Here is a 13882-nt window from a genome sequence, read left to right as displayed (position 1 = left end):
CGCGTGCTCAGCCCTGCAGGGCGCGCCAGAACATGGTGCCGGCGATGGCGTAGAGCAGCAGCGCGAAAACGCGACGCAACTGCTGCACGTCGAGCGCGTGTGCGGCGCGCGCGCCGAGCGGTGCCGTCATCACGCTGGCGGTCGACACCACCAGCAGCGCCGGCAGGTAGAGGAACCCGAGCGTGCCGGGTGGCAGCCCATGCAGGTTCCAGCCCGCGACGATGTAGCCGGCGGTGCCGGCCAGCGCGATCGGCACGCCCAGCGCGGCCGAGGTCGCCACGGCGTTGTGGATCGGCACGTTGCACCAGGTCATGAACGGCACCGACATGAAGGCGCCACCGGCACCGACCAGCGCCGACACGGCGCCGATCACGCCGCCGACGCCGAACAGTCCGGGCGCGGGTGGCAGCTGCCGGGCCGGCGTGGGCTTGCCGCCGCGCAGCATCTGCGTCGCCGAGAAGCCGACGAACAGCGCGAACAGTCCGGCCAGCAGCGACGAGGGCAGCGCCTTCGCGACCTGCGCTCCCAGCAGCGAGCCCAGCACGATCCCCGGTGCGAGGCGGCGCACGATGTCCCAGCGCACTGCGCCACGCGCATGATGGGCTCGCACCGAAGACAGCGAAGTGAAGCAGATCGTCGCGAGCGAGGTCGCGATCGCGACCTTCACGATCAGATCGGACGGAAAGCCTTTCAGCGTCAGCAGCAGCGTGATGAAGGGCACCAGCACCATGCCGCCGCCGACGCCCAGCAGGCCGGCCAGGAAGCCGGCGCCGGCGCCCAGCAGCAGCAGCTCGACGACCAGCGGCCAGGCGAGCAGCATCAGGCCGGCGGCAGCAGCGAGAGCACCGCGCGCCACTCGGCCGTCGTGACGGGCGTGATGGAGAGGCGGTTGCCCCGCTGCAGCACGCGCATCGTCGCGAGCGAGGGCGCCGCGCGCATCGCGGCCAGCGACAGCAGCGGCGTCTTGCGCACCAGCTTCACGTCCACGCCGAACCAGCGCGGTGCCTCGGGCTTCGAGGCCGGGTCGTGGTAGGGGCTCGCCGGGTCGAACTGGGTGGCGTCGGTGTGCGCGGCGGAAGCCACCTCGGCCAGCCCGGCGATGCCCGGCTGCGGGCACGACGAGTGATAGAACAGCACGCCGTCGCCGGGGCGGAAATCGTCTCGCATGAAGTTGCGCGCCTGGTAGTTGCGCACGCCGGTCCACGGCAGCGTGCGGCCCGGCGCGCGCGCCAGGTCGTCGATCGAGCACTCGTCGGGCTCGGACTTCATCAGCCAGTACGCCATGGCGGCAGCAGGTCGGGAAGGGCAACGGGGAAAGGTGTCCGCCGCGAACCGGGAGTCGCATTCCTGAACCCAGGGGAGTTCAGGTGGGCGAGGTCAACGAAGCTTCGGGTTCATCTGACGCGAGACGATCACTCCCGCTTCGCAATGTTCCAAGCCCGGGCTCATATGAGCATCGGTTCAAGGAAATATAAAACTCCCGCGAACGCGACGGACGAGATCAGTGTACGCCGCCGGCGCTGACGAACCGGCGTTTCAGAGCAATTGACCGTCGCGCCCGAGGGTCTCGTCGATGCGCCCGATCAGGGCCTCGATGTCGATGCCGTGTGCAGGGTCCGGCGCGGCCTGCCCGGCGATGCGCGCCGGTGTCGGCACCGCCAGCGGCCGCTCGGCCAGCTGGTAGGCGAGGTTGAGCGCGGCGAGCACCGCGATGCGTTCGCGCGCGCGCACCTTGCCGGCGTCGCGGATCGCGCACATCTCCTGGTCCACGTTGCCCACGGCCTCGAGCAGGGCCCGTTCGCCGCCGTCGGGGCAGCCGAGGATGTAGCTCTGGCCCATGATCGTGACTTCGAGCTGCTTCATTCGGCGGTCTTTCCGGTCTCCGGGCCGGCATCGGCGACCGGTTCGCTGGCCGGCAGGCGATCCAGCAGGGCCTCGACGCGCTGGCGGGCGGCGGCGAGGCGGGAGCGCAGCGAGTCGCGTTCGGCATTGACGCCGGCCAGCTGCTCCAGGGTCAGCGCGTGCGTGCGCTGCAGTTCCTGGTGCCGCAGCAGCAACCGCTCCACGCGTTCGGCCAGTTCTTCGATCGTCGCCATGCCTCTCCTCACTGCACGCGACGATTGTAGGGGGCGGCCCGGGCCGCGCTTACACTGCGGGCTGTTGGTGCTCGTGCCGGCGTTCACGCCGGCGCAGTTAAACGGGAAGCAGAGGAGGGGGACCCACCGGGTGCTCCTTCAGCCTGCGCTGCCCCCGCAACGGTCAGCGGACGAAGCCAGAACGCCTGCGTTCACGCTTCCGCTCTCGCGCACATGCCACTGGAGTCTCCGGCTCTGGGAAGGTCGCGAGGGTCGTTCCGCCAGCCCGGATACCGGCCAACGGGAGGCGTGCTGCGCAAGCGGCGCGTCATGAGGTGGGCGCCCGCGGGGAAGCTGGCGCGCACGATTTCATCGTTGGTCATTCCATGATTGCCACTCCCTTCGAGGCCACTGCGCCTCGCATTCCTGTTCGCCTCGGGGCGCTGCCGCATGCGCCGTTGTTGATGCTGTCGCTGCTGGGCTTCGCCAGCGGCATCGCGAGCGCGCAATCCGCGCCCGTCACCGAGGCGGGCAAGCTGCCTCCGGTGCTGGTCACGGCCAGCCGCTTCGTCGAGGACTCGGCGACGCTGCCGTACGGTGTCAGCGTGCTGACCGCCCAGGACATCGCCGACTCGGGCGTGTCCACGGTGAACGAGGCCGTGATGAAGCTGCTCGGCGTACCCGGTCGGCTCGACCTCTACGGCGGCGGCGACTACGCCCTCGACCTGCGCGGCTTCGGCACCACGTCCGACAACAACCAGGTCGTGATCCTCGACGGCATCCGCATCAACGAGGGCGACCTCGGCGGCACGCGGCTGGCCGGCATCCCGATCAATTCGGTCGAGCGCATCGAGGTGCTGCGCGGCAGCGGCACCGTGCTGTACGGTGAAGGCGCCACGGGCGGCGTGATCATCGTCACCACCAAGGCGGGTCGTGGAACAGCTCGCAGCAACCGGGCCAGCGTGTACGCGGCCGCCGGCAGCGATCGCCTGCGCGACCTGCGCGCCGACGCCACGCTCGAGGCCGGTGGCTTCTCGCTGGATGCGGCCGCCAACCGCCGGACGACCGACAACCACCGCGACAACTTCCGTTCGGAGACGGAGGGCGCATCGCTCACCGGCCAATGGCGCAACGACTGGCTGCGCGTCGGCCTGCGACATGCCTACGACGACCTCGACACCGGGCTGCCCGGCGCGCTGACGGCGGCGCAGTACGCCGCCGACCCGAGCCAGACCAACGCGCCGAACGACCACGCCGACATCCGCAACACGCGCAGTGGCGTGTTCGCCGAGGCCGATCTCGGCAGCGACTGGCAACTCGGCCTCGACGCCGGATGGCGCGACAAGGAGCTGCGCAGCCGCAATGGGGCCTTCGCGTACGACTACGACGTCGACGCGAAGAACTACTCGCTGCGGGTGCGCAACCGCACGCAGTTCGCCTCCGTCGTCAACGCGGTGGTGTTCGGCGTGGATCGCAACGAGTGGGAACGCACCGTGCTGGGCGCCTTCGGTTCGGTGGGCGAGCAGTCCTCGACCGGCTACTACCTGAAGGACGACCTCACGCTGGGCGGCGGCACCCGCCTGAGCGCCGGCGTGCGCACCGAGCGCATCGAGAAGGCGGTCAGCAGCACGGTCGACCGCGTCGACGACCGCCAGCGCGCCTGGGAGCTGGGCGTGCTGCAGCCGCTGTCCGAGAACAGCGCGGTCTACGGCCGGGTCGGCCGCAGCTTCCGCCTCGCCAACGTCGACGAGTTCAGCTTCACCAATCCGGCCGTGCCGCTGCGGCCGCAGACCTCGCGCGACACCGAACTGGGCGTGCGCTGGCGTGCCGCCGGCCGCAGTGCCGAACTGCGCGTCTACCGCAGCTCGCTGAAGAACGAGATCGGCTACGACCCGAACGGCGTCGGGCCGTTCGGACCGTTCGGCGCCAACGTCAACTTCGACCCGACGCGCCGCCAGGGCGTCGAGCTCGAGCTGGCGCAGGCGCTGACCGAGGCTCTGAACCTGCGCGTCAACGGCGCGCTGCGCCGGGCCCGTTTCACCGAAGGTGCCTACGACGGCCAGGACGTGCCGCTGACGCCCGAGCGCACGCTGTCGCTGCGGGCCGACTGGACGCCTGCGCCGGCGCACAAGCTCGATGCGATCGTGAACTACGTGTCCTCGCAGAGCCCGGACTTCGCCAACGTCTGCAGCATCCCGGGTCGCACCACCGCCGACCTGCGCTACGCCTACCGCTGGACGCAGGCGGAGTTCGCGCTCGGCGTGGTCAACTTGACGGACCGCAAGTACTACACCCAGGCCTTCGGGTGCACGGCCGGCGGCGAGACGACCTCGATCTACCCGGAGGCGGGTCGCACCGTCGCGGCATCGGTCAAGGTCAGCTTCTGACGGGAGGGGCATGGGCGAGCGGCGCAGTCATCCGAAGGGCAGCGGGACGGTCGAGTTGATCCTCGGCGGCCAGCGCAGCGGCAAGTCACGCTGCGCCGAGTCGCGCGCGGCCGACTGGCTGGCGCGGCCCGGCCGTTCGGCCGTGCTGCTGGCCACCGCGCTGGCGGGCGACGACGAGATGCGCTCGCGCATTGCCCGCCACCGACACGACCGCGCCGAGCGTGTGCCCGATCTCGCGACCGACGAGGTGCCGCGCGAGCTGGCCGCTGCCGTGAGGCGCCACGGCGAGCCGGATCGGATGGTGCTGGTCGATTGCCTGAGCCTGTGGCTCACCAACCTGCGCATGCCGATGCAGGGCGCGGCCGTGACCGACGCCGAACTCGACCGCCACGTCGCCGACCTGTGCGAGGCGCTGCGATCGGCGCACGGGCCGGTGGTGCTGGTGTCCAACGAGATCGGCCTCGGCCTGGCGCCACTGGGTGCCGAGGCGCGCCGCTTCGTCGACGACCTCGGTCGCCTGCACCAGGCGGTGGCGGCGCAGTGCGCTCGGGTCACGCTGTTGGTCGCCGGCATCGAGCTGCCGGTGAGGCGGGCGGATCCGTGAGCCTGTCTTCGATGCTGCGGTGCTGCGTCCTCTCTCTGCTGGGGGCGCTGGGCCTGCACGTCGCTGCGGCGGCGCCCATCGAGCTGCGCGACGACCGCGGCGTGACGCTGACGCTGGCGGTGCCGCCGCAGCGCATCGTCACGCTGCTGCCCTCGCTGACCGAGAGCGTGTGTGCGCTCGGCGGCTGCGCGCGGCTGGTCGGCACCGACCGCTTTTCCAACTGGCCGACCAGCGTGGGCACGCTGCCCAAGCTGGGCGGGCTGGAAGACGCGCAGATCGAGGCCATCGTCGCGCTGAAGCCCGACGTGGTGCTGCTCGCCCTCTCCGACCGCGTGATCGAGCGGCTGGAGGTGCTGGGCCTCAAGCTGGTGGTGCTGGAGGCGCGCGACCATGCCGGCGTGCAGCGCGCGCTGCACGCCGTGGCGCGGCTGCTCGGCACGCCCACCGCCGCCGGGCCCGTGTGGTCGACCATCGAGCAGCAGCTGGCCGCCGCCGCCGCGCGGGTGCCGGCCACGCTGCGCGGCCGGCGCGTCTATTTCGAGGTCGACGCCACGCCCTATGCCGCGGGCAGCGGCTCCTTCATCGGCGAGACGCTGCTGCGGCTCGGGCTCGGCAACATCGTGCCGCCGGCGCTGGGGCCGTTTCCACGCCTCAACCCGGAGTACGTGCTGCGTGCGCAGCCCGACATCGTGATGGCGCTGCAGCGCAACCTGGCCGAGATGCCCGGACGTCCGGGCTGGGCCGCGTTGCAGGCGCTGCAGCGGCGGCAGACCTGCGGCTTTCCGAGCGCTCCGTACGACGTGCTGGTGCGTCCCGGCCCGCGCATGGGAGAAGCGGCGTTGTTGCTGGCCGACTGCCTGGCCGCTTTGCCGGTGTCGGCCGCAAGTGCGAAGCCGGGCGCGGGGAGCCGATGACGCACGCCGAACTCGTCTCGCGTCGCCGCCATCTTGCGATCGGGCTGGCGGTGCTGAGCGCGCTGCTGTTCGTCGCCGGCCTGATGGCTGGCAGCGAGGGCTGGTCGGTCACGTCGCTGTGGGGCCCGGATGCCGGCCTGATCGTCGGCGAGATCCGCGCACCGCGCACGCTCGGTGCGTGGCTGGTCGGCGCGCTGCTTGGCCTGGCCGGTGCGGTGGCGCAGGGCCTGTTCCGCAATCCGCTGGCTGATCCCTACCTGCTCGGCTCGGCCTCCGGGGCCTCGCTGTGCGTGGTGCTGGTGCTGGCCGGCAGCGCGCTTGCCGGCCACGGCGTCAGCCTCGCGGCGGCCGACCTGCTGGCGCGCGCCGGCCTGGTGCTGGCCGCCTTCGCCGGTGCGCTGGGCGGGGTGCTGCTGACGCTGCTGCTGTCGCGAGGCGCCCAGCACACGGTGCGGCTGCTGTTGGCCGGCGTGGTGGTGGGCGTGGTGCTCGGCGCCTTCGGTGACCTGGCGACGATGGCGGCGCCCGAGGCCCTGCGCGGCAAGCAGGCCTTCATGCTCGGCAGCACCGGCTTCCTGGGCTGGACCAGCGTCGGCCTGCTGGGCGTCGGCCTGGCGCTGACGCTGCCGCTGGCGTGGCGGCTGGCGCGCGTGCTGGACGCGCTGACGCTCGGCGTCGACAGTGCCGTGAGCCTGGGCCTCGCGCTGCCGACGCTGCGCATGGTGCTGGTGACGGTGCTGGCGCTGGCGACCGGACTCGCAGTGTCGCAGGCCGGACTGGTGGCCTTCGTCGGGTTGGTGTCGCCGCACCTGGTGCGGCGATTCGTGCCGGCGACGCAAAGCTTCACGCTGGTCGCCAGCGCCGCCGCGGGCGGCTGCCTGCTGCTCGCGGCCGACGTGCTGGCACGCAGCCTGATCGCGCCGCAGGAGCTGCCGGTCGGCGTGCTGACCGCGGTGCTCGGCGGTGGCTACCTGCTGTGGCTGCTGCACCGCCGGGGGATGGCATGACCGCGCCGGTCGCGCCGCGCGAGGCGGGCGGGTCGGGCCCGACCCTGCGTGCCGACGGCCTGCAGGTCGCGCTGGGCGACCACCCGGTGCTGCACGACCTGTCGCTGAGCCTGGCGCCGGGCTGGACCGCCATCGTCGGGCCCAATGGGGCCGGCAAGTCCACGCTGCTGCGCACGCTGGCCGGGCTGCTGAAGCCGGCGCGCGGCAGCGTGTGGCTGCAGCAGCGGCGGCTGGCCGAATGGCCGGCACGCGAGCGCGCACGGCGCATCGCCTGGCTGGCGCAGCAGGGCGACACCAGCGGCGACCTCACGGTGCGTGAGACGGTGCAACTCGGCCGCCTGCCGCAGCTCGGCCTGTTCGCGCTGCCGGGCCCGGCCGACGAGGCCATCGTCGACGAGGCCATGGCCGCCACCGAATGCACGGCGTGGCAGCACGCGCGCCTGCACGAACTGTCGGGCGGCGAGCGCCAGCGCGTGCTGCTGGCGCGCGCGCTGGCGGTGCGCGCGCCGGTGCTGCTGCTCGACGAGCCGACCACCCACCTCGACCCGCCGCACCAGGTGGCGCTGGTCCGGCTGCTGCGCCGGCTGGCGCGCAGCCGCACGGTGGTCAGCGTGCTGCACGACCTGCCGCTGGCGCTGCAGGCCGACCGGCTGGTGGTGCTGCAGGCCGGGCGCCTGTGCGCAGAGGGCGCGCACGACGATCCGGCGCTGCACCGCGCGCTGGTCCACGTGTTCGACGGCGCGCTGTGCATCGAGCCGCTGCCGAGCCCCGGCGGCGTGCAGCGCTACATCACCGTGCCCCACCTGCCCGCCGACACGGCGCCCTGAGACGATGAACGGACGCACACGATCGACCGCGCGGGCCGTCATGGTGCTCGGCACCACCAGCGGGGCCGGCAAGAGCTGGCTGGCGACGGCGCTGTGCCGCTGGTATGCGCGCCAGGGCCTGAAGGTCGCGCCCTTCAAGGCGCAGAACATGAGCAACAACGCGCGTGTCGTGCCGGGGATCGGTGGCCGGCTCGGCGAGATCGGCAGCGCGCAGTACTTCCAGGCGCTGGCCGCCAGGGTGCAACCCGACGTGCGCATGAACCCGGTGCTGCTGAAGCCCGAGAACGACACCGGCAGCCAGGTCGTCGTGCTCGGCGAGGTGCGCGCCGACCTGGCGGCCGTGCCGTGGCGCGAGCGCAGCGAGCGGCTGTGGCCGTTCGCGCACGACGCTCTGCTGTCGCTGAGAGCCGAGAACGACGTGGTGGTGATCGAGGGCGCCGGCTCGCCGGCCGAGATCAACCTGCACGCCAGCGACTACGTCAACATGCGCACCGCGCAGGCGGCGCAGGCGGCCTGCCTGCTGGTGAGCGACATCGACCGCGGCGGCGCGTTCGCCCACCTCTACGGCACGCACCAGTTGCTGCCGGCCGCGGAGCGCGCGCTGCTGCGGGGCTATGTGCTGAACCGCTTCCGCGGCGACGCGCGGCTGCTCGAGCCGGGGCCGCAGCAGCTGCTGGCGCTGACCGGCGTGCCGACCCTCGCGGTGCTGCCGATGTGGCGCGGCCACGGATTGCCCGAGGAAGATGGCCTGCACGACGAGGGCCCTGGCTGGCAGCGCGGCGCCGGCGAGGCCGCGGCCAGCCTGCGCATCGCCGTCGTGGCCTACCCGCGCATCAGCAATCTCGACGAGTTCCAGCCGCTGCGCCAGCTGCGCGGCGTGCAGCTGCGCTGGGCGCGCAGCGCGGAGGAGCTGGCGGGCGCCGACTGGATCGTGCTGCCCGGCTCCAAGCACACCAGCGGCGACCTGGCCTGGCTGCGCGAGCAGCGCATCGACGCGGCGCTGGCCCGCCATGCCGCCGCGCGCCGCCCGGTGCTGGGGTTGTGCGGCGGCCTGCAGATGCTGGGCGAGGCGCTGGTCGACCCGCACGGCGTGGAGGGCGTGCACGGCGAGGGCAATGCGCCGGGCCTGGGCCTGCTGCCGCTGGTCACGGCCTTCGAGCCCGACAAGCTGCTGCGCCGCACCGAGGCCCGCTTCGACGGCGTGGGCGACGAATGGAGCATGCTGCGCGGCGTGCAGTTCGGCGGCTACGAGATCCGCCACGGCCGCAGCGTGCAGCACCCGGCGCTGCCGGCGGCGGCGGTGGCGCTGCGCAATGCCGAGGGCGAGGCCATCGGCTGGCAGCAGGGCAGCGTGCTGGGCCTCTACGCGCACGGCCTGTTCGAATCGACCGAGGTGCTGCGCGCGCTGTTCGGGGCGCGCGTGCGCGGCCTCGAGGCGGTGTTCGACGGGCTGGCCGAATTCATCGACCGGCATTTCGAGCCGGGCGCGCTGATGCAACTGCTGGCCGAGCCCGAACCCGGGAAGGACTGAGATGGACTGGACACCGCCCGCCGTCGCGCCCCGCGCTGACGCAGCGCTCACCGCTCGCCTGCGGCAGCGCATCGACCACCTGACCAAGCCGCTCGGCGCGCTGGGCCAGCTGGAGGCGCTGATGCTGCAGGCCGGCCTGCTGCAGGGCCGCGTGGACCCTCGGCTCGACGCGCCGCAGGCGCTGGTGTTCGCGGCCGACCACGGCCTCGCGGCGCGCGGCGTGTCGGCCTACCCGAGCGACGTGACCGCGCAGATGGTCGAGAACTTCCTCGCCGGCGGCGCCGCCATCAGCGTGCTGGCGCGCCTGCACGGCCTGCCGCTGACGGTGGTGGACGCCGGCGTGCGCGGCGCGCGGGCGGCGCGGCCGGGGCTGGTCGTGCGACCGGTCGCGCCGGGCGGCACCGCCGATGCGTCGCTGGGCCCGGCGATGAGCGCGGCACAGTGCGTGAAGGCGCTGGAGCTCGGCCGCGACGTCGTGCGTACGGTGCCGGGCAATGCGCTGGTGCTGGGCGAGATGGGCATCGGCAACACCTCGGCCGCGGCGCTGCTGACGGCGCGCTTCACCGGCGCGCCGCTGGCTGCCTGCGTGGGCCGCGGCACCGGTCTCGACGATGCGGGACTGGCCCGCAAGCTGGCGGTGCTGGATCAGGTGGCTCGGCGCCATGCGGGCGCCACTGCGCCGCTCGAAGCCCTGGCGGCTTTCGGCGGCTTCGAGATCGCCGCGCTGGCCGGCGCGATGCTGCAGGCCGCGCACGAGCGGCGGATGATCGTCGTCGACGGCTTCATCGTCACCGCCGCGCTGCTGGTCGCGCACGCGCTGCAGCCCGCGGTGCTGGGTGCCTGCGTGTTCGCGCACTGCTCCGACGAGGCCGGCCACGCCCTTGCGCTGGCGCACCTGGGCGCGCGGCCGTTGCTGGCGCTGGACCTGCGACTCGGCGAAGGCTCGGGCGCGGCGCTGGCCTGGCCGCTGGTGGTCGGTGCACTGGCGCTGCTCAATGGCATGGCGTCGTTCGACAGCGCCGGGGTCAGCGGGCGCGAGGGCTGAGGGGCTTGGCGGACCGACCCTGCCGCGATCCCATGAACCCCGCCAAGCACCTCGCCCACGAACTCCGCCTGCTGCTGCTGGCCCTGCAGTTCTTCACCCGCGTGCCCGTGACCGGCCGGCTCGCGGCGTGGATGGGCTGGGACGCGGCGTGGCTGAACCAGAGTGCGCGCTACTTCCCGCTGGTCGGTGCCTTCGTCGGTGCCATCGCGGCGCTGGTATTCGCCGCGGCGGCGATGCTGTGGCCGATGTCGGTGGCCGTGGGCCTGTCGATGGCCGCGACGATCCTGCTGACCGGCGCCTTCCACGAGGACGGCTTCGCCGACACCTGCGACGGCCTCGGCGGCAGTGCCGAGCGGGCCCGCGCGCTGGAGATCATGAAGGACTCGCGCATCGGTGCCTACGGCGCCATCGGCCTCGTCGTGATGCTGGGGCTGAAGGCGCTGGCGCTGATGTCGCTGCCGCTGGGCTGGGCGCTCGCGGCGCTGTGCGTCGCGCACACGCTGTCGCGTGCGGTCGCGGTGAGCCTGAACTGCTGGTTGCCGTATGCCGGGGACCCGGCGCATGCCAAGGCCAAGCCGCTGGCGCAGCAGGTGTCGGTGGGCAGCTGGGCGGTGGCCTGCGTGTGGCCGCTGGCGTTGATCGCAATGTTCGCCGCAGCACGTCACGGCAGCGATTCCTTCGCGCTGCCGTCACCGCAGGCCTGGGCGGCGGCGCTGGTCGCTGCCGCGGTGACAGGTCTGGCCTGCGCGCGCTGGTTCCGCCAGCGGCTGGGCGGCGTGACCGGCGACACGCTGGGGGCGTCGCAGCAGCTCAGCGAGCTGGCGGTCTATCTGGCGGTGCTGGCGATGCTGGGGCGATGAGCTTCGGTGCTGCGCGTCCGTCGCCGCTGATGCACGCCTGGCGCCACCCGGCGCCGAAGGGTGCCGCGGGCCGCTGCATCGGCGCCCGCACGGACTTGCCGGTCGATCGCCGCAAGGCCAAGCGGCTGGCGCACCGCATCCGCGCGATCGCGCGCCGCGAGGGCCTGCCGCGCGCGGTCGCGACCTCGCCGCTGGCACGCTGCCGCGACGTGGGTCGCTGGCTGCGGCGCTTCGGCTTCCGGCACGTGGTCGATGCGCGGTTGGCCGAACTGGACTTCGGCCGATGGGACGGGCGCCGCTGGGAGGCGATCGACGCAGCCGAGATCGAGGCCTGGTCGGCGGACCTTGTCGGCCATGCGCCGGGTGGCGGCGAGTCCGTGCGGGCGTTGCTGTCCAGGGTGCAGGCGGTCCACGCGCGGGCGCCCGCAGCGCTGCTGGTCACGCACGGTGGCTGGCTCTCCGCCGCCGTCTGGCTGGCGCTCGGCGAGGCGAACGCTCCGACGGCCGCCACGTGGCCAAAGGCGCCGGGCTACGGCCGGCGTGCGGGCCTGCAGCCTTTACAGACCCTGGCGCTCCACCGCTCCTCGGATCGGTGACATCGGCAGGTGCACCCGTCGCACGAGCAGGTCCGACGCGGGCGTACCGGCCGCCAGCCGCGCGAGCCAGTCGTCCGGGTCGAACTCGACCCCCAGCGGATTGGCGGCATAGACCGGCCCGCGCATGAAGGCGTTGGCGTCCTCCTTCGAGGCGAAGGCCTCCACCTGGAACTCCATCTGGTTGCCGTCGGGGTCGGCGTAGTACATCGACACCGTCACGCCGTGGTGGATGCACCAGTAGGGCGTGATGCCCAGCGACTTGAGCTGCGCGTAGTTCTGGAACAGGTCGTGCAGCGAGGCGTAGCCGTAGGCCACGTGATCGATGCCGATCAGGCCGCTCTTCTCGGTCCCGCCCTCGGGTTGCAGCAGCGCCAGGTTGGCGAACGCGAAGCGGTGGTGCTCGTCGTCGTAGGTCAGGAAGGCCAGCGCCGGGCTCTGCTGCTGGACCCGGGCGTCGAAGACGACCCGGTACCACGCCAGCATCTCCTCGAAGCGGCGGGTCCGGTAGAGGACGTGCGCTAGCTTGCCGGGGCGGGCGCGGGTCATGGCGATGAGCCTCCTTGCGGTCTCCGGCCAGGATGGTAGGACGGAATGGAGCCCGTCGCTCAGTCGAGTGCGACCACCCGATCGCCCGGGCCGGGCTCGCAGGCCGCTCCGATGGGCTGCCAGCCACGGCGAACGACGACCTGCCGTTCGTCGTGGCAGAGCTCGATGCGCTCGGCGTCCGGCAGCCGCCGGTGCACGAAGGCCTCGATCGATGCCGGCATGCTGATGTGGAACTGCAGCGCATAGCGGTCCTCGGTGGGATGATCGTCGAGGTGCACCCAGGGCACGAAATGCGCCGCGAACATCAGCAGCTGCGAGCCGACCTGCAGCGGCGCCGGCGCGTAGCCCTGTTCGGCCAGCCAGGCCTGCGCGCGTTCACGCGCGCCGCGCGCGTCGCCGACGTCGCTGCCGAGCGCGCCCCAGGCCGTGGCCAGCAGTTCCATCACCCACTGGTTGCAGTTCTGGTAGCGCAGGCCGTAGGGGTGCGCGTTGGCGCTGTAGCGCGCCGCCAGCAGGCGCAGCGCGAGCGCCTTGTCGAGCGCCGCGCGTTCCAGCGCCGCCGCCTCGGCCAGCGGCGGCAGCACGATGGAGACGTAGCCGGTCGCTGGATCGTCGGTGCCGAACAGGAAGCCGGCGAGCCCCTGGTCGTAGAGCCTGGGCCGCGATTCATCGCAGGCGTAGTAGAGCTGGCGCACCGACCAGGGCCCGTTCTCGCTGGCTTGCAGGCTGATGCCGGCATGCGAGTAACGCACGCCGAAGCGGCTCAGGTCCAGGCCCGACCGCGAGATCAGCGCCACCGTGCGGCCGGAGGCGTCGAGTTCCTGCCGCACCACGGCGGCGAAGCGCAGCAGCCGGTCCTGCTGCCGCGCGGTGAGCGAGGTGGGGCGGTCGCAGAAACGCGAGGCGTCGGACGGTGTCGCCAGTGCACCGCCGGCCGCCGCGCTGGCGCACAGGCCGGCAGCCAGCGCCAGCGCGCGCCGCCGGGCCGTCAAAGCGCCACGGCGTGCGGCGGCAGCTCGCGTTGCCAGTCGTCGCGCAACACCAGGAAGAAGGCCTCGCGCGTCGGCGCGAGCGCGAATTCCAGACCATAGGGGCGGTGGCGTGCGCTCAGCACGTCGCCGCGGCCCAGGCGGTGCTGCGCGAGCGTCTGGCGCGGCACGTCGAGGAAGAAGGCGCGCGCGTCGTCGCGCGGCACGGCCGCCTGCAGGGTCAGGCGCAGCAGGCCGGGGCGTTCGGGCAGTTCGGCGACCTCGAGGATGCGGTAGTCGCCCTCGGCCACTTCCTTGTCGCGCGAGGAGCTGTTGCTCGAGCCGTGCAGCGAGTCGGACACGCTGCCCGACGAGGCGGACCCGGCGCTCGAAGCCGACGAGGCGAAGCTTTCGGCGCGACCGGTGGTCGTGGCGGCGGCCAGGCACAGCAGGGCGAGGCAGGCGCGCAGGGTCGGCGTGAAGGTCATCGGGGGCTCCGGGTGAGGTGGGGCAGGCGCTGCG

At 72.9% G+C, this 13882-nt stretch carries 16 protein-coding genes, 1 other RNA gene and 1 riboswitch; of the genes, 9 read left to right on the top strand and 8 right to left on the bottom strand.

Annotated elements, in window-relative coordinates; all coding sequences use genetic code 11:
- Positions 1 to 7: 7 nt before the first annotated feature.
- From C1M51_RS15710 to C1M51_RS15690, 5 genes are all read right to left on the bottom strand, one after another.
- Positions 8 to 820, bottom strand: a complete 813-nt coding sequence (locus C1M51_RS15710) for a sulfite exporter TauE/SafE family protein (protein WP_129451259.1) — start codon at positions 818 to 820, stop codon at positions 8 to 10.
- Positions 820 to 1284: an EVE domain-containing protein gene (locus C1M51_RS15705; protein WP_129451257.1), complete on the bottom strand. Its 465-nt coding sequence runs from the start codon at positions 1282 to 1284 to the stop codon at positions 820 to 822. The genes C1M51_RS15710 and C1M51_RS15705 overlap by 1 nt, the downstream gene beginning before the upstream one ends.
- Before the next feature lie 33 nt (positions 1285 to 1317).
- A non-coding RNA gene (gene ssrS, locus C1M51_RS15700) (6S RNA) lies at positions 1318 to 1499 on the bottom strand.
- 37 nt (positions 1500 to 1536) lie between these two features.
- Positions 1537 to 1863, bottom strand: coding sequence for a cell division protein ZapA (locus tag C1M51_RS15695; RefSeq protein WP_129451255.1), 327 nt, complete (start codon positions 1861 to 1863; stop codon positions 1537 to 1539).
- Positions 1860 to 2096, bottom strand: coding sequence for a DUF904 domain-containing protein (locus C1M51_RS15690; RefSeq protein ID WP_129451253.1), 237 nt, complete (start codon positions 2094 to 2096; stop codon positions 1860 to 1862). Before C1M51_RS15690 ends, C1M51_RS15695 begins: the two co-directional genes overlap by 4 nt.
- Before the next feature lie 48 nt (positions 2097 to 2144).
- A riboswitch (cobalamin riboswitch) is annotated at positions 2145 to 2392 on the top strand.
- 69 nt (positions 2393 to 2461) lie between these two features.
- Here C1M51_RS15690 and C1M51_RS15685 point away from each other — a divergent pair.
- Genes C1M51_RS15685 through C1M51_RS15645 form a run of 9 tightly spaced genes read left to right on the top strand, consistent with a single transcriptional unit; the run spans position 2462 to position 11846 of the window.
- Complete coding sequence (locus tag C1M51_RS15685; RefSeq protein ID WP_129451251.1) at positions 2462 to 4462, top strand: TonB-dependent receptor; 2001 nt, start codon at positions 2462 to 2464, stop codon at positions 4460 to 4462.
- Between the two features lie 10 nt (positions 4463 to 4472).
- Complete coding sequence (locus C1M51_RS15680; RefSeq protein WP_129451249.1) at positions 4473 to 5066, top strand: bifunctional adenosylcobinamide kinase/adenosylcobinamide-phosphate guanylyltransferase; 594 nt, start codon at positions 4473 to 4475, stop codon at positions 5064 to 5066.
- 11 nt (positions 5067 to 5077) lie between these two features.
- Complete coding sequence (locus tag C1M51_RS15675; protein ID WP_129452229.1) at positions 5078 to 5980, top strand: ABC transporter substrate-binding protein; 903 nt, start codon at positions 5078 to 5080, stop codon at positions 5978 to 5980.
- Positions 5977 to 6987: an iron ABC transporter permease gene (locus tag C1M51_RS15670; protein ID WP_129451247.1), complete on the top strand. Its 1011-nt coding sequence runs from the start codon at positions 5977 to 5979 to the stop codon at positions 6985 to 6987. The genes C1M51_RS15675 and C1M51_RS15670 overlap by 4 nt, the downstream gene beginning before the upstream one ends.
- On the top strand, positions 6984 to 7814 hold the full coding sequence (locus tag C1M51_RS15665; protein WP_129451245.1) for an ABC transporter ATP-binding protein: 831 nt from the start codon (positions 6984 to 6986) through the stop codon (positions 7812 to 7814). Before C1M51_RS15670 ends, C1M51_RS15665 begins: the two co-directional genes overlap by 4 nt.
- Positions 7815 to 7818: 4 nt before the next feature.
- A complete protein-coding gene (locus C1M51_RS15660) occupies positions 7819 to 9345 on the top strand; it encodes a cobyric acid synthase (RefSeq protein WP_129451243.1) in 1527 nt (508 codons plus the stop codon).
- Position 9346: 1 nt separating this feature from the next.
- A complete protein-coding gene (cobT, locus tag C1M51_RS15655) occupies positions 9347 to 10390 on the top strand; it encodes a nicotinate-nucleotide--dimethylbenzimidazole phosphoribosyltransferase (protein WP_129451241.1) in 1044 nt (347 codons plus the stop codon).
- A 32-nt stretch (positions 10391 to 10422) separates the two neighbouring features.
- On the top strand, positions 10423 to 11250 hold the full coding sequence (locus tag C1M51_RS15650) for an adenosylcobinamide-GDP ribazoletransferase (RefSeq protein ID WP_129451239.1): 828 nt from the start codon (positions 10423 to 10425) through the stop codon (positions 11248 to 11250).
- Entirely contained in the window at positions 11247 to 11846 is a 600-nt protein-coding gene (locus tag C1M51_RS15645) for a histidine phosphatase family protein (RefSeq protein WP_129451237.1), read from the top strand. The genes C1M51_RS15650 and C1M51_RS15645 overlap by 4 nt, the downstream gene beginning before the upstream one ends.
- Here the strand turns inward: C1M51_RS15645 and C1M51_RS15640 are convergent.
- The 3 genes from C1M51_RS15640 to C1M51_RS15630 are packed head-to-tail and all read right to left on the bottom strand — an operon-like array spanning position 11808 to position 13848.
- Complete coding sequence (locus tag C1M51_RS15640; RefSeq protein ID WP_129451236.1) at positions 11808 to 12392, bottom strand: VOC family protein; 585 nt, start codon at positions 12390 to 12392, stop codon at positions 11808 to 11810. The genes C1M51_RS15645 and C1M51_RS15640 overlap by 39 nt on opposite strands.
- Before the next feature lie 59 nt (positions 12393 to 12451).
- Positions 12452 to 13384, bottom strand: a complete 933-nt coding sequence (locus tag C1M51_RS15635) for a DUF2145 domain-containing protein (protein ID WP_129451234.1) — start codon at positions 13382 to 13384, stop codon at positions 12452 to 12454.
- The gene (locus tag C1M51_RS15630; RefSeq protein ID WP_129451232.1) at positions 13381 to 13848 is read right to left on the bottom strand and encodes a hypothetical protein; all 468 of its coding nucleotides are present in this window, start codon (positions 13846 to 13848) and stop codon (positions 13381 to 13383) included. Before C1M51_RS15630 ends, C1M51_RS15635 begins: the two co-directional genes overlap by 4 nt.
- Positions 13849 to 13882 lie beyond the last annotated feature (34 nt).

It is taken from the genome of Methylibium sp. Pch-M (genome assembly GCF_004136295.1).
Taxonomy (GTDB): Bacteria; Pseudomonadota; Gammaproteobacteria; order Burkholderiales; family Burkholderiaceae_C; genus Methylibium; species Methylibium petroleiphilum.
Note: the sequence above shows the minus strand (reverse complement) of the source record. Positions and strands in the feature narration are given on the sequence as shown.

Excerpts from the sequence above, each read along its gene's own strand:
- C1M51_RS15710 (WP_129451259.1), bottom strand. The coding sequence starts at position 820 with ATGCTGCTCGCCTGGCCGCTGGTCGTCGAGCTGCTGCTGCTGGGCGCC.
- C1M51_RS15705 (WP_129451257.1), bottom strand. The coding sequence starts at position 1,284 with ATGGCGTACTGGCTGATGAAGTCCGAGCCCGACGAGTGCTCGATCGAC.
- C1M51_RS15695 (WP_129451255.1), bottom strand. The coding sequence starts at position 1,863 with ATGAAGCAGCTCGAAGTCACGATCATGGGCCAGAGCTACATCCTCGGC.
- C1M51_RS15690 (WP_129451253.1), bottom strand. The coding sequence starts at position 2,096 with ATGGCGACGATCGAAGAACTGGCCGAACGCGTGGAGCGGTTGCTGCTG.
- C1M51_RS15685 (WP_129451251.1), top strand. The coding sequence starts at position 2,462 with ATGATTGCCACTCCCTTCGAGGCCACTGCGCCTCGCATTCCTGTTCGC.
- C1M51_RS15680 (WP_129451249.1), top strand. The coding sequence starts at position 4,473 with ATGGGCGAGCGGCGCAGTCATCCGAAGGGCAGCGGGACGGTCGAGTTG.
- C1M51_RS15675 (WP_129452229.1), top strand. The coding sequence starts at position 5,078 with ATGCTGCGGTGCTGCGTCCTCTCTCTGCTGGGGGCGCTGGGCCTGCAC.
- C1M51_RS15670 (WP_129451247.1), top strand. The coding sequence starts at position 5,977 with ATGACGCACGCCGAACTCGTCTCGCGTCGCCGCCATCTTGCGATCGGG.
- C1M51_RS15665 (WP_129451245.1), top strand. The coding sequence starts at position 6,984 with ATGACCGCGCCGGTCGCGCCGCGCGAGGCGGGCGGGTCGGGCCCGACC.
- C1M51_RS15660 (WP_129451243.1), top strand. The coding sequence starts at position 7,819 with ATGAACGGACGCACACGATCGACCGCGCGGGCCGTCATGGTGCTCGGC.
- cobT (WP_129451241.1), top strand. The coding sequence starts at position 9,347 with ATGGACTGGACACCGCCCGCCGTCGCGCCCCGCGCTGACGCAGCGCTC.
- C1M51_RS15650 (WP_129451239.1), top strand. The coding sequence starts at position 10,423 with ATGAACCCCGCCAAGCACCTCGCCCACGAACTCCGCCTGCTGCTGCTG.
- C1M51_RS15645 (WP_129451237.1), top strand. The coding sequence starts at position 11,247 with ATGAGCTTCGGTGCTGCGCGTCCGTCGCCGCTGATGCACGCCTGGCGC.
- C1M51_RS15640 (WP_129451236.1), bottom strand. The coding sequence starts at position 12,392 with ATGACCCGCGCCCGCCCCGGCAAGCTAGCGCACGTCCTCTACCGGACC.
- C1M51_RS15630 (WP_129451232.1), bottom strand. The coding sequence starts at position 13,848 with ATGACCTTCACGCCGACCCTGCGCGCCTGCCTCGCCCTGCTGTGCCTG.